The 21,119-nt window shown below is 62.1% G+C and carries 25 protein-coding genes; 21 read left to right on the plus strand and 4 right to left on the minus strand.

Annotated features, from left to right (window positions below):
* Nucleotides 1-39: 39 nt before the first annotated feature.
* From flaF to AC1Y2B_RS17140, 3 genes are read left to right on the plus strand one after another with little or no spacing between them, the layout of a single operon-like run.
* Entirely contained in the window at nt 40-420 is a 381-nt protein-coding gene (gene flaF, locus AC1Y2B_RS17130) for a flagellar biosynthesis regulator FlaF (RefSeq protein ID WP_482254329.1), read from the plus strand.
* Nucleotides 417-821, plus strand: a complete 405-nt coding sequence (flbT, locus tag AC1Y2B_RS17135) for a flagellar biosynthesis repressor FlbT (RefSeq protein WP_482254330.1) — start codon at nt 417-419, stop codon at nt 819-821. The genes flaF and flbT overlap by 4 nt, the downstream gene beginning before the upstream one ends.
* Nucleotides 818-1,630, plus strand: a complete 813-nt coding sequence (locus AC1Y2B_RS17140) for a DUF1217 domain-containing protein (protein ID WP_482254331.1) — start codon at nt 818-820, stop codon at nt 1,628-1,630. Before flbT ends, AC1Y2B_RS17140 begins: the two co-directional genes overlap by 4 nt.
* Here AC1Y2B_RS17140 and AC1Y2B_RS17145 read toward each other — a convergent pair.
* The gene (locus AC1Y2B_RS17145; RefSeq protein WP_482254332.1) at nt 1,622-2,935 is read right to left on the minus strand and encodes a FliI/YscN family ATPase; all 1,314 of its coding nucleotides are present in this window, start codon (nt 2,933-2,935) and stop codon (nt 1,622-1,624) included. The genes AC1Y2B_RS17140 and AC1Y2B_RS17145 overlap by 9 nt on opposite strands.
* An 85-nt stretch (nt 2,936-3,020) precedes the next feature.
* Between AC1Y2B_RS17145 and AC1Y2B_RS17150 the strand changes: the two genes are divergently transcribed.
* The 9 genes from AC1Y2B_RS17150 to AC1Y2B_RS17190 are packed head-to-tail and all read left to right on the plus strand — an operon-like array spanning nt 3,021 to nt 7,471.
* Nucleotides 3,021-3,404 carry a FlgB family protein gene (locus AC1Y2B_RS17150; RefSeq protein ID WP_482254333.1) on the plus strand — a complete coding sequence of 128 codons (384 nt, stop codon included), beginning with the start codon at nt 3,021-3,023 and terminating at the stop codon, nt 3,402-3,404.
* Nucleotides 3,405-3,785 (plus strand): flagellar basal body rod protein FlgC, encoded by a 381-nt coding sequence (gene flgC / locus AC1Y2B_RS17155; RefSeq protein ID WP_482254334.1) that lies wholly within the window; start codon nt 3,405-3,407, stop codon nt 3,783-3,785.
* A 6-nt stretch (nt 3,786-3,791) separates the two neighbouring features.
* Entirely contained in the window at nt 3,792-4,082 is a 291-nt protein-coding gene (gene fliE / locus AC1Y2B_RS17160) for a flagellar hook-basal body complex protein FliE (protein ID WP_482254335.1), read from the plus strand.
* Nucleotides 4,079-4,345: a flagellar biosynthetic protein FliQ gene (locus tag AC1Y2B_RS17165; RefSeq protein WP_482254336.1), complete on the plus strand. Its 267-nt coding sequence runs from the start codon at nt 4,079-4,081 to the stop codon at nt 4,343-4,345. Before fliE ends, AC1Y2B_RS17165 begins: the two co-directional genes overlap by 4 nt.
* 3 nt (nt 4,346-4,348) lie before the next feature.
* Nucleotides 4,349-5,059: a flagellar hook-basal body complex protein gene (locus tag AC1Y2B_RS17170; RefSeq protein WP_482254337.1), complete on the plus strand. Its 711-nt coding sequence runs from the start codon at nt 4,349-4,351 to the stop codon at nt 5,057-5,059.
* Between the two features lie 9 nt (nt 5,060-5,068).
* Nucleotides 5,069-5,854 (plus strand): flagellar basal-body rod protein FlgG, encoded by a 786-nt coding sequence (flgG, locus tag AC1Y2B_RS17175; RefSeq protein ID WP_482254338.1) that lies wholly within the window; start codon nt 5,069-5,071, stop codon nt 5,852-5,854.
* Nucleotides 5,854-6,279 (plus strand): flagellar basal body P-ring formation chaperone FlgA, encoded by a 426-nt coding sequence (flgA, locus tag AC1Y2B_RS17180; protein ID WP_482254339.1) that lies wholly within the window; start codon nt 5,854-5,856, stop codon nt 6,277-6,279. Before flgG ends, flgA begins: the two co-directional genes overlap by 1 nt.
* A 5-nt stretch (nt 6,280-6,284) precedes the next feature.
* Nucleotides 6,285-7,001 (plus strand): flagellar basal body L-ring protein FlgH, encoded by a 717-nt coding sequence (gene flgH / locus AC1Y2B_RS17185; protein ID WP_482254340.1) that lies wholly within the window; start codon nt 6,285-6,287, stop codon nt 6,999-7,001.
* A gap of 5 nt (nt 7,002-7,006) precedes the next feature.
* Nucleotides 7,007-7,471 (plus strand): flagellar basal body-associated FliL family protein, encoded by a 465-nt coding sequence (locus AC1Y2B_RS17190; RefSeq protein WP_482254341.1) that lies wholly within the window; start codon nt 7,007-7,009, stop codon nt 7,469-7,471.
* A 372-nt stretch (nt 7,472-7,843) separates the two neighbouring features.
* Here AC1Y2B_RS17190 and AC1Y2B_RS17195 read toward each other — a convergent pair whose 3' ends face one another.
* Entirely contained in the window at nt 7,844-8,737 is an 894-nt protein-coding gene (locus tag AC1Y2B_RS17195) for a LysR family transcriptional regulator (RefSeq protein WP_482254342.1), read from the minus strand.
* A 181-nt stretch (nt 8,738-8,918) separates the two neighbouring features.
* Between AC1Y2B_RS17195 and AC1Y2B_RS17200 the strand changes: the two genes are divergently transcribed.
* The 5 genes from AC1Y2B_RS17200 (at nt 8,919) to AC1Y2B_RS17220 (ending at nt 13,805) form a co-directional block, all read left to right on the plus strand.
* A complete protein-coding gene (locus tag AC1Y2B_RS17200) occupies nt 8,919-9,773 on the plus strand; it encodes a class I SAM-dependent methyltransferase (RefSeq protein WP_482254343.1) in 855 nt (284 codons plus the stop codon).
* Nucleotides 9,770-10,441, plus strand: coding sequence for a TVP38/TMEM64 family protein (locus AC1Y2B_RS17205; protein WP_482254344.1), 672 nt, complete (start codon nt 9,770-9,772; stop codon nt 10,439-10,441). The genes AC1Y2B_RS17200 and AC1Y2B_RS17205 overlap by 4 nt, the downstream gene beginning before the upstream one ends.
* Nucleotides 10,442-10,680: 239 nt before the next feature.
* Nucleotides 10,681-11,469 (plus strand): class I SAM-dependent methyltransferase, encoded by a 789-nt coding sequence (locus AC1Y2B_RS17210; protein WP_482254345.1) that lies wholly within the window; start codon nt 10,681-10,683, stop codon nt 11,467-11,469.
* Nucleotides 11,470-11,583: 114 nt separating this feature from the next.
* A complete protein-coding gene (locus tag AC1Y2B_RS17215; RefSeq protein WP_482254346.1) occupies nt 11,584-12,876 on the plus strand; it encodes a tetratricopeptide repeat protein in 1,293 nt (430 codons plus the stop codon).
* A gap of 164 nt (nt 12,877-13,040) precedes the next feature.
* Complete coding sequence (locus AC1Y2B_RS17220; protein ID WP_482254347.1) at nt 13,041-13,805, plus strand: SDR family NAD(P)-dependent oxidoreductase; 765 nt, start codon at nt 13,041-13,043, stop codon at nt 13,803-13,805.
* Between the two features lie 165 nt (nt 13,806-13,970).
* Here AC1Y2B_RS17220 and AC1Y2B_RS17225 read toward each other — a convergent pair whose 3' ends face one another.
* Both AC1Y2B_RS17225 and AC1Y2B_RS17230 read right to left on the minus strand, forming a co-directional pair.
* Nucleotides 13,971-17,261: a TM0106 family RecB-like putative nuclease gene (locus AC1Y2B_RS17225; RefSeq protein ID WP_482254348.1), complete on the minus strand. Its 3,291-nt coding sequence runs from the start codon at nt 17,259-17,261 to the stop codon at nt 13,971-13,973.
* Nucleotides 17,262-17,324: 63 nt separating this feature from the next.
* Complete coding sequence (locus AC1Y2B_RS17230; protein ID WP_482254349.1) at nt 17,325-18,029, minus strand: hypothetical protein; 705 nt, start codon at nt 18,027-18,029, stop codon at nt 17,325-17,327.
* An 80-nt stretch (nt 18,030-18,109) separates the two neighbouring features.
* Between AC1Y2B_RS17230 and AC1Y2B_RS17235 the strand changes: the two genes are divergently transcribed.
* The 4 genes from AC1Y2B_RS17235 to AC1Y2B_RS17250 all read left to right on the plus strand — a co-directional run.
* The gene (locus AC1Y2B_RS17235; RefSeq protein WP_482254350.1) at nt 18,110-19,105 is read left to right on the plus strand and encodes a helix-turn-helix transcriptional regulator; all 996 of its coding nucleotides are present in this window, start codon (nt 18,110-18,112) and stop codon (nt 19,103-19,105) included.
* Between the two features lie 98 nt (nt 19,106-19,203).
* On the plus strand, nt 19,204-19,950 hold the full coding sequence (locus tag AC1Y2B_RS17240; protein ID WP_482254351.1) for a hypothetical protein: 747 nt from the start codon (nt 19,204-19,206) through the stop codon (nt 19,948-19,950).
* 293 nt (nt 19,951-20,243) lie between these two features.
* On the plus strand, nt 20,244-20,591 hold the full coding sequence (locus AC1Y2B_RS17245; protein WP_482254354.1) for a helix-turn-helix domain-containing protein: 348 nt from the start codon (nt 20,244-20,246) through the stop codon (nt 20,589-20,591).
* 180 nt (nt 20,592-20,771) lie between these two features.
* The coding region (locus tag AC1Y2B_RS17250) for a hypothetical protein (RefSeq protein WP_482254352.1) at nt 20,772-21,119 on the plus strand (348 nt) is incomplete at its 3' end.

Consider the following 21,119-nt stretch of genomic DNA (forward strand, 5'->3'; position numbering starts at 1 on the left):
GCCAGCGCAACCCCACGCAGATTCCCGGAAGGACATATCTTGACCCCTGCCACCACCAATGCCCGTGCGGCCTATGGCCAGCGCGAGGCCCCGGTTCGCACCGCCCGCGCCAACGAATACGACCTGCTCGCGCGGTGTACCCAGAAACTCGCGATGGCCTGGACCCGGCGGAAGGAGGACTTCCCGCTGCTCGCCACCGCGCTGACCGAAAACCTGCAGCTTTGGTCAGCTTTGGCCGCGGATGTTGCCGAAAAGGGCAATGGCCTGCCCGCACCGCTGCGCGCCCAGTTGTTCTACCTGTATGAATTCACTGCGGGCCATACCCGCGCCGTGCTCGACAGTCGGGCCAGCGTCGAGGTTCTGGTCGATATCAACACCGCCGTCATGCGCGGCCTGCGCGGCGATGGAGGCGGGTCATGAGTGGCCTTGTCCTGAAGCTTGGGCCGCATGAACGGGTGCTGATCAACGGCGCCGTGGTGGAAAACGGCGACAAGCGCTCGCGGCTGGCCATCATGACGCCCAATGCCAACATCCTGCGGCTGCGCGATGCTATCCATCCGCAAGAGGCCAATACCCCGGTCAAACGGGTCTGTTATGTGGCGCAACTGGTCCTGACCGGTGATGCCACCGCGGAGGACACCCGCCAGCAGTTGCTGCGCGGCATCGAACAGCTCAGCCAGGTGCTGACCGACCATGACAGCCGCACGCAACTGAACATCGCCACCAAGGCCGTGCTGGAGGATCAGCACTACCAGGCGCTGAAAGCGCTGCGCAGCCTGCTGCCGCGCGAGGAACGGCTTTTCGCCGCCGCCCCCAGATGACCTACACTCCGGTCCTGCCCCTGTCTGGTTACGCGGGCTGGACCCTGTTGAACCGGACCATGACAGCCCAGACCGCCGCCTTCAACAAATCGCCCGAGATCACGCGCGACGAGGATTATTTTCGCGCCAAGATCGGCTCGGTGACGACGGCGGATCAACTGGTCAATGACCGAAGGCTTCTCAAAGTGGCTTTGGGGGCCTTCGGGCTGGATTCCGACATCGACAACAAAGCCTTCATCAAGAAGATCCTGACCGATGGCACCCTGAATTCAAGCGCGCTGGCCAACAAGCTGGCCGACAAACGCTATCAGCAATTCTCGGCTGCCTTCGGTTTTGATCTGTCGATCCCGCGCACCAAGGTCTCGGACTTTGCCACCACGATCGTGACGGCCTACAAGAACCGCGAGTTCGAGAGTGCGGTCGGGGATCAGGACGAAGATTTGCGGTTGGCGCTGAACGCGCAGCGCGAAGTGTCCAGTCTGGCCGCGAAATCCAGCACAGAGACGACAAAATGGCTAACCATTCTGGGCAGTTCCCCGCTGACGACGGTGTTTCAAAAGGCGCTGGGCCTGCCCGCCAGCATCGGGTCGCTGAACCTTGATCAGCAGTTGGGAATTTACCAGACCAAGGCCGAGGCGGTGTTCGGCAAAAGCAGCGTCAGCCAGTTCACCGACAGCACCAAGGTCGACACCTTGATCAAGAAGTTCCTGGTCCGGTCCCAGGCCGACCAGTTGATCAGCCAGACCAGCAGCACGTCCATCGCATTGACCCTGCTGCAGCAGACGCGGGCCAACCTCGGCTCAGGCTGAGCGGCGGCCCAAGGCGGCCCGCAACCGCCGGAAGCTGCCGGGAATGCCATCTTCCGGCGCATCTTCGCCCAGAAAGGCATCCAACGCAGGCCAGACCCGCACCGCAGTATCGATCAGCGCATCCGAGCCTTTGATGTAAAGCCCGGCCTGAATCATCAACTCTGCCCGGTCATAGGCCCCCAGAAGGCGGCGCGCGTTCGATATATCGGCGTTCTCGTCGGTCGACGCGGCGTCGGGCAGGCTGCGGGAGACAGAGCGGAGCAGGTCGATCGCCGGATAGCGCCCGCGCTCGGCAATCTTGCGGTCCATGACCACATGGCCGTCCAGAACCCCGCGCAGAATGTCGGCGATCGTCTCCTCCATATCCGAACCGGCCACGAGGACGGAGAAAACCGCCGTGATGTCACCTGCCCCCTCGGGTCCGGGGCCCGCACGTTCGGCCCATGCCATGATTGCGGGGGCAACCGAGGGCGGATAGCCGCGCAACGAGGCCTGCTCGCCGCCGGCGAGGGCCACTTCGCGATGCGCCTCGGCAAAGCGGGTGACCGAGTCGGCCAGAAGCAGGACGTGAAAACCTTGATCGCGGAAGTGTTCGGCCACGGCCATGGCCGCCCAGGCACAGCGGCGGCGGACAAGGGCGGATTGATCCGACGTGGCCGTGACCACAACGGCGCGGCGCATCCCGTCCGGGCCAAGAACCTTCTCGACGAACTCGCGCAGCTCGCGCCCGCGTTCGCCGATCAGGGCGATGACCACGACATCGGTTGAAACCCCGCGGGCAAGCTTGCCCAAAAGGGTTGATTTGCCAACGCCAGATCCCGCGAACAACCCGATCCGCTGGCCGCGGACCAAGGGCAGAAGCGTGTCGAAAACCGCAACGCCGGTCTGCAACCGCTCCCCCAGACGGCGTCTGGTGGCGGCGGCTGGGGCCTGTGCCAGAAGCGGGCGCATCCGGCGACCCTTGAAAATCACCCTTCCGTCCAAGGCGTTGCCGAACGGGTCGATCACCCGGCCAATCCAGCTGTCATCCGGAGAAATGCCGGCCTGCCCGATCAGGCGCACCAGCGCCCCCATCTGCAGGCCCTCGGCCATCTGGTCGGTCAGCACGGTAATGGCATCCGGCCGCAGCGCCACCACCTCGCCGCCAAGACGGGCGCCGATCACCACCCGGTCACCGAGGGCGGCCACATCCTCCAACCCTTTCACCAGAACGGTGCCGCGCCCGATCTCTGACACCCGGCCCATGCGGATCTTCTGGGTCACGGTAGAGATTTCGGAAACCAAAGCATCAAAAACACCCGCCACGGGATTCTCCCTTCGTTCTCTCGAAACTCTTTCTAAAGGAATCAGTCTTAAGCCTTGGTGAAAGAGGTCGAGGGAGAAGCCCGAGATGATGGAAGATCTGAGCATCACGCGCATGGCGGAAGCGCTGGCCGATCACGCGGCCACGCGGCTGAACCTGATTGCCCGCAATGTTGCCCAAGCTGACACGCCTGGATACAAGGCGATGGACCTGCCGGATTTCGCGCAGGTCTATCACGATGGCGACATGGGGGGGATGCGTGCCACCCGCCCCGGTCATTTCACCTCTGCCATGACCGCCCTGACCCCGGTGCCGCAGCCGTCCGCAGGCGAGGCATCGCCGGATGGCAATACGGTGTCGGTGGAAAAGGAAATGGTGAAATCGGTCGAGGTGCGGCAGGACCACGACATGGCGTTGGCCGTCTACTCCAGCACACGCGACATCCTGCGCGCCAGCCTGGGGCGCAAGTAAATGGCGGACCTCATTGCTTCGCTGAGCTATTCGGCCTCCGGGATGGAGGCGCAAGCGGCGCGGCTGCGCCATGTCTCGGAAAACATCTCAAACGTGGACACGCCCGGGTATCACCGCAAGCTGGTGTCCTTTCAGGAAAACATCGACAGCGGAACGGTGGAAGCCGGTCCGGTCACGCTGGATAGAAGTCCGCTGGACCGGGTCTACGACCCCGGAAATCCGCTGGCCGATGCAAGTGGCCACTACGACGGCTCGAATGTCGATCTGGTGGTTGAAGTGGCTGACGCCCGCGAAGCGCAGCGCAGCTATGAGGCGAACCTCAAAATCTTTGATCAGGCGCGGTCGATGACCCAAGGCCTGTTTGACCTGTTGCGAAGGTAATCCAGAATGGACGTCAGAACTTCCTACGCAGCGCAAATCTACGCGAAAGCGCGCGCGGCTGCGGCCCCCTCGCCGCAGTCGGGCACGGCGGAAAGCGGACTTGGACAATTTGTCCAAAGCTTTGCGGATACGCTTGCAAAAGGTGAGCAAACGGCAAAATCGGCCATGACCGGTGGCGCCGATCCGCATGCTTTGGTCGAGGCTTTGGCCAATTCGCAACTGGCCGTGGAAACCGTGTCCACCGTGCGCGACAAAGTGGTCGAGGCCTATCAGGAAATCCTGAGGATGCCGATATGACCGACACCATCCTGTTTGACACCCTGCGCGAGGCTTTGTGGATTTCTGTCAAGATTTCCATGCCCTTGCTGACTGTTGGCCTGGTGATAGGCCTTGCCGTCGGCCTGTTTCAGGCCCTGACCTCCGTGCAGGAGAACACGCTGACCTTCGTGCCGAAAGTCGCGGCGATGATGGTGGTCTTCTGGGTTTCGATGAGCTTCATGACCTCGACCCTGCTCAACTTCTTCACCACCACCATCGTGCCGATGATTGCGGGGAGTTGAGCCATGGATGCCTCTGGCTATGTCACCCTCTCGCGGCAAAGTGGCCTTATGGGCCAGATGGATGCCATTGCGAACAACATCGCCAACGCCTCGACCACGGGCTTTCGGCGGGAAGGGACCCTGTTTTCGGAATATGTGGCGCGGACCGGCGACGGCCCCTCGCTGTCGATGGGGTTTGGCAACACCAGGGTCGTGGATCTGCAGCAGGCCGCCATCAGCGCCACCGGCGGCAGTCTGGATTTCGCGATCGAGGGCAACGGTTTCTTCATGGTCCAGACACCGCAGGGCCAGATGCTGACCCGGGCGGGCAGTTTCACGCCCGGGGCCGATGGCACGCTGCAGACGGCGGATGGCTATCCGGTGCTGGACGGTTCAGGCTCCTCGATCTTCGTGCCGCCCGATGCCAAGACGATCGGGGTGGCCGAAGATGGCTCAATGTCCGCCGATGGGGTGCCTTTGGCCAAACTCGGGCTTTGGGCGCCGACCGATCCTTTGACGCTAACCCATCAGCAGGGCACGCTTTTCTCAGCCAGCGGCTTTCAACCGGCAGAAGGCGGCAAGATCATGCAGGGCCATCTGGAGGACAGCAACGTCGATCCGGTGTCAGAGGTGGCCAAGATGATCTCGGTCCAGCGCGCCTATGAACTGGGCCAAAGCTTCCTTGACCGCGAGGATGACCGCACCCGCACCGTCATCCAGACCCTTGGCAAATAGGAGCACGCGATGAACGCCCTGCAAATCGCCGCCTCCGGGATGAGCGCGCAACAGATGAAGGTGGACGTTGTCTCGAACAACCTCGCCAACATGTCGACCACCGGCTACAACGCCCGGCGCGCCGATTTCGCCGATCTGATGTACCAGCAGGTGGAAAAGCCCGGCACGATTTCGTCGGAAAGCGGCACGATGCTGCCAACCGGCGTTCAGTTGGGGATGGGTGTGCGGCCGTCCTCGGTGTCGATCATCCTGCAGCAAGGGGCGCTCAGCCAGACCAGCGGTGATCTGGACGTGGCCGTGCAGGGCAAGGGATATCTGGAGGTCACGCTGCCCTCGGGTGCCATCGCCTACACGCGGGACGGGGCGCTGAAGCGCACGGCGGATGGATTGATCGTCACATCAGACGGCTATCAGGTCAATCCGGGCATCACGATCCCGGCGGATGCGAAAAGCGTTGCGATCAATCCGAACGGTGAGGTTTATGCCTATTTTGAAGGTCAATTGAACCCAACTTTGCTGGGCCAGTTCTCGTTGGCGACGTTTACCAACGAAAAGGGGCTGGAGGCGACCGGGTCGAACCTGTTTCTGGAAAGCCCTGCCTCTGGCCCGGCGATCGAGGGCACGCCGGGCACCGATGGATTTGGCTCGTTGCGGCAGGGTTATCTGGAGGAAAGCTCGGTCGACGCCGTGCATGAGATCACCGAACTGATCAAGGCCCAGCGCGGTTATGAATTGAACGCCAAGGTCATCACCGCCGTGGACGAGATGATGTCCACCACCACACAGGTGAAGTGATGCGCCGCCTGGCTTTGATCGCGGTGTTGGCCTCGCCGGCTTGGGCCGACAGTATGGTGGCCACCCGGACGATCCGGGCGCAATCGGTCATTGCGGCAGAAGACATCACGATGGTGGCGGCCGATATCCCCGGCGCCCTTGCAGACCCCGAAAAAGCGATCGGGATGGAGGCGCGGGTGACGCTTTACGCGGGCCGGCCGATCCATGAGGCGGATGTCGGTGCGCCGGCCCTGATCAACCGCAATCAGACGGTCAGACTGGTCTTCCAGACCGATGGCCTGAGCATTCACACCGAGGGCCGCGCGCTGGAACGCGGGGCCGCGGGCGACCTCATTCACGTCATGAATCTCGCCTCGCACCTGACCATTCAGGGCCTGGTCGCCCCGGACGGCAGCGTCAGCGTCGGGCCAAACACAAAGGGATAAGTCCTATGCGCAAGTTTCTGGTTTCATGTGTGTTTCTGGCCGGTTGCGGCGATCTCAGCCATGTGGGACGCGCACCGGAGTTTTCACCGCTTGCGGCCAACAACGAACATAACGCGATGTATTCCTCTCTGCCCCAGACCGCCGATGACCGGGGCCCGACCGAGCAATCCTCGCTTTGGACCTCGCAGCGCAATTCGCTTCTGGGCGATCACAGGGCCAGCATGCGGGGCGATATTCTGACCGTGGTCGTCCAGATCAACGATCAGGCGACGATCAATGACTCGACCGGGCGCAGCCGCACCGGGACGGACAAGATGGGCGTGCCCTCGCTGTTTGGCATCCCGCAACGGCTGGATGCCGTTCTGCCCGCCGGTGCCACGTCGTCCAGTCTGGTTTCAACCAATTCCTCCTCGACCTTCGCGGGCACCGGGAATGTCGCGCGCAACGAAAAGGTCACGCTCCGCCTTGCCGCGACCGTGGTTGAAGAGTTGCCAAATCGCGTGCTGCGCATCGAGGGCCAGCAGCAGGTGCGCGTGAACAATGAGATGCGCGATCTGATCGTCAGCGGCTATGTACGCCCCGACGACATCTCGCGGCAGAACGAGATCACCTATGACAAGATCGCCGATGCACAGATCTCGTATGGGGGCCGCGGTCAGTTGACGGATGTGCAGCAACCCGCCTACGGCCAGCAGATCGCTGACCAGATCCTGCCGTTCTGATCGCCATGATCAGGAAAATCCTCCCCGTTCTCCTTGGGATCATCGGCTTGCTGATCGGTGCGGGCGCAGGGTATTTTCTACGCCCCGCGCCAAACCCGGCCGCGCAGGCCGAAGTGGCAAAGGCCGCGGTGCCGGACCCAGCGCTTGCGCCGGAATATGCCAAGCTTTCCAATCAGTTCATCGTGCCTGTCGTTCAGAAGGGCAAGGTGACCGCGATGGTCATCCTGTCGTTGAGCCTTGAGGTCACGACCGGCAGCACGCCGGACGTCTACAATGCCGAGCCAAAACTGCGCGACACGTTCCTGCAGGTCATGTTCGATCACGCCAATGCGGGTGGCTTTAGCGGAGCCTACACCGATGGGTCAAACCTGGTGCTGTTGCGGGGCGCCTTGCTTGAGGCGGCCAAGACCGTTCTGGGCGAGAAGGTCACGGATGTGCTGATCACCGACATCGTGCGGCAAGACAGTTGAACTGTCGGCACCGGGATCCGGGCCGGATGTGATACGCCGTCACCGTGCCCCCCGGCCTTTGCTTTTGTGGCGGAGGGCGCTGTTGCTTTGGCGTGCAGGGTTCAGGTACCGCAGTCGATGCAGGGGGAATCCGTCGGCAGTACCTGGGCGGGTAATCCCCCCATTTTTAACGGGGTGCATCCGTAGACCTAAGGTGCTTCGAATAGAAAGAATGACCGGGGCGGCAATTGGCAACGATAGTTCGGTATGACCCTTAGAGAGGTCGTGGGATAGGTCTGAGCGGCAAAAGGAACAGCCCGGTCGTAAGACGTGGTGAGCAACAAAGCCACCCGACCAGTGCAGTCCAAGCATTATCCTGTTGGGCTTCGCATCTCATCCGGTCAGGATCGGGTGCCAAGCCTCGGCTTCCTGCTCCACAAAGTCGAAGAAGGCCCGGATGCGCGGGGTCTGGCGCTGGTCGGGATGGGCAAGGATGCGCCAGGCGCGGGTCAGTTCCGGGACGGGCCCCAGAACCCGCACAAGGTCAGCCTCGGCGTCGCCCAGCGTAAGGGGCAGCGGCGCCACGCCGACACCGGCCTTGGCCGCATAGATCAGACCCAGCACGCTGGTATTGCGTGCGGCATAGGTGGCATCGGGGGCCACTTCCTTGAACCACGTCATGATGCGGTGCTTGCTCATGCTTCCCTCGAAGGCGATCAGAGGATGACGAGCAAGGTCGGCCACGGAATCTGGGGTGCCGTGGCGGGCGACATAGTCGCGGCTGGCGTAGATCGCCCAAAGCGAGTCTGCAATCTTGCGGCCCACCAGCACGGCGTCGTCGGTATCACCCGACCGCAGCGCCACATCGGCCTCGCCTTTGACCAGATCGACATACTGGTCGCTGAGAACGAACTCGACCTTCAGGCCGGGGTGCTTGGCGTGGAACCGGTCCAGAATGCCCGATTTGGTCAGGCGAAAGGCGATGGGTTCGGGGCAGGTCAGGCGGACGATGCCGACATGGGCGCGACCCAGATCGCGCAAAGCTTGTTCAAACGCACTGACTTGGGCCGCAACGGCCTCGGCTTGCGGCAAGATGGCAAGGCCAAGGTCGGTCAGTCGGTAACCTGACGCCAGCCGCTCTACCAGACGCTGGCCCAACTGAGCCTCCAGATCCGCCAGCCTGCGTTGCACGGTGGATTGGTTGACCCCCAACGCCCGGGCGGCGGCAAGGGTGCTGCCCTCGGCCGCGACCGCCAGAAAGAACCGCAGATCGTTCCAGTCGAACATCGGTGCCCTCCCCCGCAAATCTGCGGCCCCGTTCCGCAACCTTGCGGCTGTGGGGGGTGCGAAAACAAGCGTAAGTTTGGTTCAAGACAACGATCCAACCCCACCAGATCAGCGCAGACCAAGAACGTGACGGCATCCGCCGCCCGTCCGAGCCTGCATCACCCCGAAAGGCGCCAGAGCGATGAACCAAACCCTGACCGAAGCGGCTCAATTCAAGGACCGGACCCGTGTGCAATGGAACGAGGCGGCTGCGGGCTGGGACCGGCACGGACCGCAAATTCGAGCGTGGTTGCGTGGTCCGACCGATGCGATGCTGGCCGGGGTCGGTCCCGGTCAGACCGTGCTGGATGTAGCGGCAGGCGCGGGCGATCAGACGCTGGACATCGCCGCACGGGTGGGGCCTGAAGGGGCTGTCGTAGCGACCGACATTTCTGAAGAAATCCTGACACATGCGCTTGGCAATGCCGTGCGGGCCGGGCACGCAAATGTGCGCATCCATCCTGCGGATGCCGAGGATATGGGCTTGCCAGACGCAAACTTCGACGCTGCTGTCTGCCGCCTTGGGTTGAATCTCCTGCCCAATCCGCTGGCGGGCCTCAAAGAAATACATCGCGTGCTGAAGTCGGGGGCGCGGTTTTGTGGCATCGTGTTTGCCGGGCCAGACTTGAACCCCTGCTTGCGCATCCTGATGGCCACCGCCTTGCGGCATGCGGGTCTTTCGCCGCGTGATCCTTTCCAGCCCGGCGGTCCGCTTAGCCTCGGCAAACCCGGTCTGATGGATGACCTGATGGCGCAGGCCGGCTTCCGCTCTGTCGCCACGACGCGGATGGAGGCTCCGTTCCGCTGGCCGACGACCGCCGATTTCCTGACCTTCAACCGCGAGTCCGCCGGACCCATCCTGCAAATCCTCGCTCCGCTGGACCCTGCTGCGCGCGCAGCGGCGTGGGACGATATGCAAGCGCAACTGGACGCCTATCAAACTGCCGAAGGTTGGGTCGGGCCAAACACCCTTCTGTTGACCGCGGGGCAAAAATGATGGTCGGGGCAATCGCGTCGAAACGCGTTATCCTCGGCGGCGCGGCTGCGCTTGTGATCGTGGCACTGGCCGTCTCCATCTCCGGCGAGCGGTTGCCCGTGATGACCGAGGCTTGGGTCCGCAGCACGGTCACCGGCATGGGAATGGCGGGTCCGCTGATGCTGATCGGGTTGATGGTGTTGGCCATCGTCGTAAGTCCGATCCCCAGCGGCCCGATCGCCGTAGCTGCCGGAGCGCTTTACGGCACGCTGTGGGGCGGCGTGTTCGTGGCGACAGGTGCCATTCTGGGTGCCTCAATGGCCTTCGGCGCGGCGCGGTATCTTGGCTTCGATGCCGTCCGGCGGTCAAGCAACCCTGTCCTGAAATATATCGCGGCACCGCGCTCGCAGATCAGCCTGATGCTGATCATCTTCATCTCGCGCCTAATCCCGTTCATCTCCTTTGACGCGGTCAGTTATGCGGCTGGCATCACCTGCCTGTCCTTTGTCCGGTTTGCCGTGGCGACCTGTCTGGGCGTGATGCCTATCTGCTTTGTGCTTTCAGGAATGGGTGCTGGTATGGCGCAGGGCGGGCCGGATTGGATGTGGATCGTAGCGCTGGGGGGCGGGATCACTGTGCTGCCTGTTGCGGGCAAGTGGCTATGGGACCGGAACCGGACAACGCTTTGATCCTATCGCTGCGTTTTCATGCACCGAGTTAACCCCGCGCCGCTTCAACGCAGTCCATGCACGATGGCTTTCGGAAAGAACTTCCGAACAGGAAGGTGCGGGGGACGGTGCTTGCCTGTCGAGCAGGAGCCCTGTGAGTACCGCCCCCCGCGCACGGGAAGCTTGATTGGCAGACAAAACCGGGCGATCTTGACATCGAACGGCGGTCCGATCGGGGAATGTCGAATAAGGAAATCAGCATGCCCCCTAGCTCTGAAATGTTCAGCGACGGTCAAGCCTATGAAAAGCAGATGGGTCGCTGGAGCAGGTTGGTTGGTGACCAATTTATCAAATGGATCGGCGTTCCAGCAGATAAAGACTGGATTGACGTAGGTTGCGGCACAGGTGCCTTCACCGAAGAGATTGTGGAAAAGTGCCATCCTGCCTCGGTGGCTGGGCTTGATCCCTCACCGGCACAAATTGAATTTGCCAGGAACAGACCGGGTCTTGTCAAAGCTGATCTTAACGTCGGTGATGCGCTGACACTGCCCTATTCTCAAGACAGTTTCGATGTGGGGGTCATGGCGTTGGTGATCGCCTTTATTCCCGAGGCCGCGAAAGCTATGGCCGAACTGGTGCGCGTGGTCAGGCCGGGTGCCGTTGTTGCGACCTATATGTGGGAGTTTCCTGACGGCGTTCCAATGACTCCGCTTTTGCGCGCTTTTGCGATGCTTGGCCGCCCTGCACCGCTGCCCCCCAACACGGAAGCCTCGAAAGCATTGGTTCTGGAACAATTGTGGAGGGATACGGGCCTTAAGAATGTCGCTACGACCACGTTCCACATCGAGGTTGGCTTCGACGATTTCGATGATTTCTGGCAAACCGTCACCCTGCCCGCGAATCCCCTGAGCAAGATGATCCAAAGCCTTCCTGAAGAGTTCAAGACGGCTCTGAAAGAAGCGACCCGTTCACATCTTCCCGTTCGTGATGATGGTCGCATCGTCTATGGCTGTTTTGCCAACGCCGTTAAGGGCACCAAACCAATTTGAGACTCTGGGCATAAAGTGCACGCTCTCACAAGTTCATGTCCCCAAAAGACAGCCCATTTGGGGAATGTTGGCTGATCCAGCCCGAAGTGTCCCATTAGCGAACGGAAATTGCGCATGTCTACTGACTCCTATGGAAATACCCTGTCCACTCAGTCAGATGCAGCGGCCGAAGCGTATCGCGAGGGCTGTGATTGTGTCCTCAGGGCTTGGCCCGGCGCGGTTGCGGCCTTCGACCGTGCGCTGGCTGCGGACCCGGGCTTTGCGCTTGCCCATGTCGGGCGGGCGCGGGCTTTGCAGGTGGCGGGCGATATGGTTGGGGCCCGTGCTGCCATCGCTGCCGCGAAGACGTTGCCCGTCACCGACCGAGAGGCCAGCCACATCGAGGTTTTCCACCGGATGGCGAATGTCTCGCCTGCTGCCGCGCTCGACCAGGTGCTTCGCCATGTGCAGGACTGGCCGCGCGATGTCTTCGTGGCGGCCACGGCGGCCAACCAGACCGGGCTCATCGGCATGTCAGGCCGTGCGGGACGCGAAGAGGAGCAGCTTGCGTTTCTGGAACGCCTGGCCCCGCACTATGGCCCGGACTGGTGGCTGGACAGCCACTACGGCATGGCGCTGTCAGAGCTTGGCCACCACGCGGCGGCGCAGCCGATCCTTGACCGGTCGATCGCCGCGCGCGCTGAAAATGGCTACGTCGCCCATGCAATGGCGCATCTGCTTTATGAGACGGACGCGGCAGAGACCGCCACCGACTTCCTCGGCGGCTGGCTCTCCCATTATCCGCGTGAGGGCGGGCTTCACGGGCACCTCCATTGGCACCTCGCACTTGTCCACCTTGCCGAGGGACGGATCGAGGAGGGCTTCCGCCTGTTCGACGATGCCTTCGGCGCCGAGGCCTATTCAGGCCCGCCTATGGTCAAGATGCTTGATGCGCCCTCGTTCCTGTGGCGGGCCGAGCTTGCCGGACACCCGCGCGACCCTGTGCGTTGGCAACAGGTCGGGACCTTCGCTCAAAGCAAATTCCCCTCTCCCGGCGTGGCCTTCGCCGACTGGCATGTGGCCCTGACCGAGGCTGCCACCGGCGCTGATGTGGAGCCGCGCGCCCGCCAGATCGAAACTTTGGTCGAGGCCGGACGCTACTCCGCCGGCCTGACCGTGTCCCGCGCCGCCCGTGGCTTTGGCGCCTTCGAGCGCGGTGACTATGAGACCGCCATCACAGAACTTCAGGCGATGATCGGCGAGCGGGCGCGCATGGCGGGCAGCCGCGCCCAGCTTGACCTTGTCGAATTCACGCTGCTCAAGGCCTACCTTGCGGCAGGTCGCAGCGTCGAAGCGCGTCACTTGATGGCCACCCGCCGCCCCGGCCCGCATACCATCCCCGTTGCGGGGGCGGAGGGCGTCGCCTGACGCGATGGATTGCCACTTGGTGTTTTGCGCGGCCCCACCAAGCATTCCCGTGGTCTTTTCATCGCATCGATGGCTTTCGGCGCTTTGACATGGTCAAAACTTAACTCTTCACTATAAACTTTGTGCAGGCAGCGATGAGATGACGGCCAGGTGGAGACAGACCGATGAATTTCAATGGAAAAGTTGCTCTGGTGACCGGTGGATCAAGGGGCATCGGCGCTGCGACCGTAAAGGCGATTGTCGCGGGGGGTGGCTCTGTCGTCGTCCACTATGGCGCGAACGAGGCAGCGGCCCTTGATCTCGCAGCCGAGGTCGGCCCGGACAGATGTCATCTTGTGCAGGCAGACTTGGCTGAGATCGGGTCGGCACAAGACCTGTGGCGCAAGGCAATCACGTGGCAGGGCAAGATCGACATTCTGGTCAACAATGCCGGGGTGTTCCTGGCCGAGGGGCGGGAGGGCTCGGATGAAGCATGGCGGGATGTCTGGGCGCGCACGTTGCAGATCAATCTGATCTCGGCCGCCGACCTGTGCCGTGAGGCGGTCAACCATTGGCTGAAGGCCGGTCTTGGCGGGGCCATCGTCAACGTCGCCAGCCGCGCTGCGTTTCGTGGCGATGATCAGGACCATTGGTCCTATGCGGCCTCAAAGGGCGCGATGGTTTCCCTGACCAAAACCCTGGCCCGCGCCTACAGCGGCAAGGGTATCTACTGCTACGGGATCGCTCCGGGATTTGTTCTGACGGACATGGCGCTGTCGGCGTTTGAAAAGAAAACCGGACTTCAGGAACGGCTGCTTCGGGATGTCCCTTACGGGGCATTTGCGCCTGCGGCCGAAATCGCCAATGCCATTTGCTTCTTTGCCTCGGGCTTGGCGACCCATGCCACGGGCCAGACCCTGGACATCAACGGGGCCTCTTACGTCCGTTAGGCCAAACGTCCTCGCGCGGCGACTACTTGCAAAGCTGCACACCAATGCCGTTCGGAGCACACTTCGGTATCGGTTCGACCAGGCCTAGTGAATAGGTCGCAAATGACAGTCGATGACAGCAAGCACGTTTGTGCGTCGGTCAGCGAACGGCGACGCCACTCAGGGTCAGTTGACGCCGCGTTCCGGCAGCGTCGGCAAGGCGCAGAGTGTGTTGACCAGTTTCATCTGCTGGACCGTTTCGCACTTTGCCTCGCGCAAACGAGGTGCGCCGAAGATAAGGGACAGGGCTTTGGCCCGTGAGACAGCGACATTGATGCGGTTGAGCGAGAAGAGGAAGTCCATGCCTCGCGGGGTCTCCTCGGCCGAAGAGGCGGTCATCGAGACAAGGCAGACGGGCGCCTCCTGACCCTGGAACTTGTCCACCGTGCCGACGCGGACCGCCTCGGGTAGGGCGGCGCTAAGCGCATTGACCTGGGCATTGTACGGGGCCACGACAATAATATCGGAGGGCGTCATCGGGCGGGTCTTGCCGCTTGCGTCGGTCCATTGGCCGTTCAGAAGATCCGCCACGGCAGCGCAGATTGCTGCCACTTCTTCGGTAGCAATCTGCGCGTTGCCCTCGTGTGGAACAGGAACCCAGAACGCTCCCGCTGGCGGGAAAGACGGTGCCACAACGGCCTGTCTGCCTGTGTCCGCGTGGCTGGTCAGCCGACCCTCATACACCTGATCCGAGATATAACGGCAAAGATCAGGATGCATCCTACGGGTCACGGGCAGAAAGATGCCGCGCTCCGGCGCAAGTGTGGCAGAACCTTGCGATAACCAGTCAAGGCAAGACTGATTGACTGGCGCGGGATGGGCGCCCTGGATCACCTGGGGCAATTGTTGGGGATCGCCTACCAGCACGATATTACGGGCGGCACGTCCCATGGCCACCATATTGGCCAAGCCCACTTGGCCCGCTTCATCAACGAAGAGCCAGTCGTAGGCCTGCACATTCTCTGGCCTGGCGAAGAAGAAAGCCGTACCCCCGACAACTCTGGACGATGCCAATTTCGCGTCACCGTTTGAAGTGGAACGATGGATCGGACAGTCTGCATCATACGGATCTTCGCCAAGACCGAGCTTGTGGGCCATGAGAAAGTCGATGTCCGGATCATCAGCCTCCAGCGCCTTGAGGCAACCCAGAAGCACATTTCGAATCGCCTCATGGCTGTTCGAGGCCACCCCGACTTTGGCCCCTTTGCGCACGAGCGAAAGGATGGCGCGGGCGGTGACATGGGTCTTTCCGGTGCCGGGAGGTCCTTGGATCGACAACACCGTCTCTTGCATCCGCGCCACGGCCGCGATGGTTCCAGCGACCGGCTCCGCCCCGGCGAGGATGTCACCCTTCGTACTGGAAAGGCGCGGGGCATGGGCAGACAAGAGATCGTCCACGGCAGAGTATAGCATCGGCCCACATTGATCGATGATCACGCTGCCCAACGCCTGCGCAATCACATCGGTCTTGAGGGGCATTTCGGGATGAAGCGTCAGGCGGTCCGCCAGCAAGTCCTTGCGAGCGGGACCAATCTTGAGGGTGATGCGGCGGGTGTTGCGGTCGATGTCTTCCACGGTGACTGTGGAAAATCCGTCAGGTGCGGGGATCACAGGAGTTTTGCCGGCCCGCAGTTTGGTTTCCTGAGGCGGGTAGGAATATGTGCGCGCAAAGGAACGCTTGATTGGCGCAATTGGCCCTACGGCCTCCAGCCCCGCCATGACGTCGAGGTCATCCAACAGGTCCTCGTCGTCCCGGCTGAGACTGTCGAAGACAGCCCACCAGGCAGGTTTGGCTTCGCGCCAATGAAACATGCCAAGATTGAAAAGCATGTCCTGACGCTCTTGGGGTAAACGACTCGAGACCAGAAGCGCCCGAAGGTTCTTGGCTTCGGTGGCCTCCTCCGCCTCGCTCTCAGCGGCGTCCTCGGCGTTCTCGGCCCAAGGGCCTTCAGGCCCGATTCCAACCAGCCAATTCCTAAGCATCTCGGTCGAGATACAGTCCACGCGATTGTAATCGCTGATCTCATCAAGGATCGTCTGATCCCCAGTCTTGCGCCAAGCCTCGTAGGCCACGACCGAGCCACCCGCCGTCTTGACTTCGCCCTCACGCTTCAGGCCGTAGAAAGCCTCCAGCGACTTGATCGAGTAGTTCTTCTCGGATGCCAGCAGCCCACCCCGGACCACCGCATACAGATCGACAAAGCGGCGCTCGCGCAGGAGGCGATCAAGGAAGGCTTCACCGATGCCATATTTCGTAGTCAGGCGGCGAAGTGCTGTGATCTCGTAGGGCGCATAGTGGTAGATGCGGGCCGTGGGAAACTGCTCCAGCCGAGCGCGGAAGAAGGCCAGAAGATCGGTCAAGGCCGTTGCCTCGGCCTCATGGTCATGTGCCCAAAAGGCATGGAATTGGCCGTCGGCCCAGAGCCCGTGCAGATATTCAAGTCCGCCTTCGTAATGCGGATCGCCCTCGATGTCATAGAAGACGTCGCCTGGCTGCGGTTCGGGCAACAGGGCGAAGCCACGACCGGGTTCTGCCGCGCGCAGGATGAAGTTCGGCTCCCCGGTCTTGCGGGCCTGCTGCAGGCGGGCCTGCCCGACCAGCCGCTCCTGCGTTGTCCCCGCCATGCCGCGCACGGGCTGATCATGGTCTGCCAGCGCCGCCAAAGTGGCAATTCCCTGTGCCTCAAGCTTCTTGACCTGAACCTTCGAGATATTGGCCACGTTGAACAGGCTGTCTTCGGCCTTCCAGACACCCTCGCAATGATCCGCCCAGCGGCAAAGCGCACAATCGCTGCAAGGGATCGGGCGGGTCGGCGCAGGATTGGCGACAAAGGCTTCCAGCCGCGCTCTGGCCGCACGGGCGTAGGCCGCATAATCAGCCAACCGAAGGGTCGCCCGCGTACCGTCGCCGAGTTCCACATGGGCATGAACAGGCATGACACCCTGCACCTCAGCAAGAAGGTCCGAATAGAGCACCAACTGCAACACGTGCTTGGGATGCGGGCGACGTTTGAGCTTGGTGTCGGTGACCTCATAACTGAAATCGCCAAGCGCAGAGGGTTGCGGCACCCGTTCCAGAAAATCCGACCAGCCGCCCCAATTGCCGCCCAGAAACGCACCTTGAAACACGACATCCGGGCTTTGAACCAAGGCTGCTCGGGTTTCTGCCACGTTGGACACAAGATCCGCTCGGGCAATCTCTACAACCCGACGGCCCTCGGTCATTAGATGCGCCAGATGCGCCTTCTCATGCGCATCGCCATGGGCCTGGAGCAAGGCTGCGTCGGCAGAATCCGGGCGAGGATGGGGACCTTGCCCGTTCATATAAGCTAGATCGAGCGTTGTCGCGTGGGTGCACCCCATGAACCGCATCAGGTCCGTCGCCGAAAACAGCACCTTGCCGTCAGATCTTCGCATTCAATTTCCCCACTCCAGCAAGGCCCAACCTATCGAGAAATCCATGCACAGCAAGCCCTTGCCTCAAGCCAACGACAATGACGGATCCGCATTCCAACGCAGCCAAACTGTAGGGCGCATCTGTTCGGGCGCCAGAAAGGTGCGAGCCGAGAAGACCGGGATGCGCGCTGTGGCATTTGCATGGGAAAGGCCCCATTCCGGCTCAAGATCGGAAAGGTCTGCCCGGCCCGCCCAGACACCGTGCAGCAGGCCAGCGGCATAGTGATCCTCGCCGTCTTCGATGAGTCGTGCCTTTGCCGCGTGGCGCAGGATCGTCGTTCCCTCGGCATCCACGGCTTCAAGTAGGGGACGATCGAGCGCCACAGCACTGCGCTCCACAAGACGCTCCAGCGCATGAGACGTCAGGCTGGCTCGCGAGATATGAAAGCTTGGCCCGTTCCGGGTCATCCGCACGGAGATACGCGTATAAAACAAGGCCTCCTCGGCGAAGGCATCCAGATCTTCGACCCTAGAAATCATCTGCCGGCGATTGCGCAGAGTGATGACCATCCCGGTTTCGGATCGCGCCAGCCGCACCACGCCGGCCTGCCGCTGCAGCCGTTCACCCAGACGGTCCTGAGCCTTGCGGTTGGGGCGCAACTCGGCCAACTGACCAAAGATCCCAGCCGCGTCGGCCTCTGCAGCCTGTGCAATGGTCTGCCGCGCAAGGCCGCGCTTCAAGGCCACCCGGATCGAGGGTTTCGAGAAATCAGCATAAGCCATGCCCATCGGGGATCTCCTTGGTAAAGGAATCGTCAACTGCCCCAACTTGTGGCATGATCACGTCAGAACCTGTCATGGGCCTTGCGATGTCGTTTCAAAAAGCTGCTGACCTCCTCCGCCTGGCCGAGATGGCCACCAGTCGTCACCTTGGCGTGTCGTTGACGGACATCGAGGGCGAGTTCCGGGTGGACCGCCGCACGGCACAGCGCATGACCAAGGCGCTGGAGGAGACCTTTCCAAATTGTACCACCCGCACGGACGACGAGCGGCGCAAGTACTGGAAGATCCACCTGACCGAGGCGAAGCTGATGCTGGCCCAAGGCCTGCGCGACAGCGAACTTGCCGCCTTGGAGATCTCCATCGTCCGGGCCGAGCGCGATGGCGCGGCCAATGAGGTGCGCGCGTTGCGGGGTCTGCGTGACCGTTTGCTGTCGAACATGCCCGGCAGCCACGCGCGCCGCGCCGAGGCAGATGCCGAGGCCATCCTCGAGGCTTATGGCTACGCATCACGCCCCGGCCCCCGCGTCCTGGCCTCGATCGACTTGCTCGGCATGGTGGCGGAAGCTCTGAAGGGTCCGCATCAACTTACCGTTGTTTACGCCGGAGGCCGTGACCCCTCGCGCGAACGGACGCTGGAACCGCATGGCCTTCTGCTCGGCACCCGCCGCTATCTGGTGGCCCGCGAGGCTGGCGGAGACGGAAGGATGCAGCACTTCCGGCTGGACCGCATCACGAGCGCGCGGCTGGAAGCGTCGAGTTTTCAGCGGGACCCATCCTTCATCCTGGCGGACCACTCGGCCCGCGCCTTTGGCAGCTATCACGCTGAGGCGGAATATGGCGAGGTCATCTGGCGGTTCAGGCCGGAAGCGGCGCCTGTCGCGCGCGAGTTTCTGTTTCACCCGCAACAGGTTGCGGAAGATGGCGCGGATGGCAGCCTGACCATCCGGTTTCACGCCTCCGGCCATTTGGAGATGGCGTGGCATCTTTATCAATGGGGAGACGCGGTGGAGGTACTGGCGCCCGAGACGCTGCGCGACATGATCCGCACGCATCGGCGAGGGGACTTTCCGGCATTGCCGTAGGTTGGCTTGCAATGTGTTGGTCTGGCGGGGGATAAGTTTCTCGGGGATTTCCAACTGCTGTGGGACGGCGTGGTGCTGGCTGGGATGGGTGATCTTCTGTGACCACGTTTCGGCTTTCTGTTGATGATCGTTCTGACGTTTTGCGCTTGGTTCAATCTTTGGGCTTTGGGGCTGTGGAGGCGTTTGAGGTTGCGGCAGGGCTTTGTGATCGGGTTGAGGCGAGCGCCTCGGCTTATCTGGAGGAACGGGGGACGCGTGCCCCCTCAGCGAGCACATCGGAACTTGCTCAGTTGGTCCGACTTCTTCTGGCAGCCGCCCCATCGAACGGTTTGATCCGGACGAAGGTTTCGGACCTCTCAGAAGGGGTAGCGCAGCAGATTGAGGTCATGGCGCTGCGGCGCTCGGAACAGGTTCCCAGTCTGCGGCCACTGGCGTCCGGCCTTCGCGACTGGGCGAGGAGCGCGTGGGCTTTTGAGCTTTTCTCGGTCCTGCGGCTTTGCTTGGTTGAGGGCGGGGCTATGGTTCCTGGCCGTCACCGCCCGAATGGCCGGCAGTCTGCCGGTCACTTCGAACCTGTTGTCTTCGGTCGTGGTCGCGGGGTGAGCCTTCCCAAGATGCAGGGTGGTCGTCCTGCAGATGATGCTGAGGTGCGGTTGATTGCACACCTGGCGATTGACTGGCTGGTGAGCACGGGCCTGCAGCCCGAGCCTGGCCGGGATGGGTATTCGGCCTTCAGCGGTTTTGTGCATGACGTGTTCGGTTGGTTGGATATTGGGAGCAAGGCGCGGCATTGCCTGCGACAGTATTGGGCGATGGTGAAGGTGAGGCGGCCCTTTCGGTGGTAATGGCGCGGCGGTGATATTGGCCGAGGGTCCACCGCCAGAGACTTCCTGACCGTCCCTGACCCTGTCACGGGGTTTTCGCCAGCGGTGGATTTTGGGGTCGCGTATTTTGGTCCGCATGACCCATCACGTGCCACCATTTGCCGCACAGGCGACGTCTCTGCCCGCAGCTTCGGCCAATGGGGATGACGAGGCTCACTCTGCGTTGGTCGCCCTGGTGAGGCTGTTGGCCCGATCGGAAGCGCGGCGCTTCGTGGTGCAATCTCAACCTCATAAGTCTGAGAGGCTGGGCCGTGATGAAGGGTAAGGCGCCAGCCTCTGGCAAGCGTCCCCGTGTCAGCGTTCCAGTCGTAGGTTCCAAGTCGTCGAGCGACGTCGCCCGTGCGGCGAAGCCTGCCCTCAAGACCGGCGTCGGGCATAAAGCTGCTTCTGACGCTTGCCACGCCCCTGGCCCGTCCCCCACAGCCGCGGCCCTGCCCGCGCTTCTGTCGGTCGAAGCTGCCGCGCTTCACCTCTCCGTATCGACCAAAACGGTCCGTCGTTTGATTGCGCGGGGGGCTTTGCCGTGCTGCCGCGTTAGGCGCTTGGTGCGCATCCGGTCCGCAGATTTGGCGCAACTTGTGGCGTCTGGGACTGGGGCTTGATGGGACTCTTGGGATGGATTTGGCGGTGTTTTGCGGGTCAGTTCGGATGGGTATGCATGCTGTCTAATTTGTTGTTTTCATTAGCTTTGTGATGTTTTGCTCTAAGTTCACTTGATATTTTGTATCTAGATTTTCACGTTTCTGCCTGCTATGTCCACGTCAGTCACTATGGGTCCATTCATGTCCACGAGGAACACCTCACTAGTTTCACCTGCCACCTTGCAAGAGGTGATCGAGGTCCTCGCTCTGCGCGCTGATCTCTCAGACCAGCGTCGTATGGATCTGCGCTCGTCGTTGCGCACTTTTGCCAAGGTGCTTGGCAAGACACCGGATCAGGTGCCTGCGGATCTTGGGGCGTTGAAAAGTCAGATCGCTGGCCTGACGGCGCAGATGGTGGGGCTGTCGGCACCTCGTTGGGCGAATGTGAAGAGCGGGCTGACAACGGCGCTGTCCTTGACCGGGGCGAAGGTGATTGCCGGCAAACGGCGGGGGGCCTTGGCACCGGAGTGGGAAGTGCTTCTGGATCAG

It is taken from the genome of Stagnihabitans sp. (assembly GCF_964946895.1).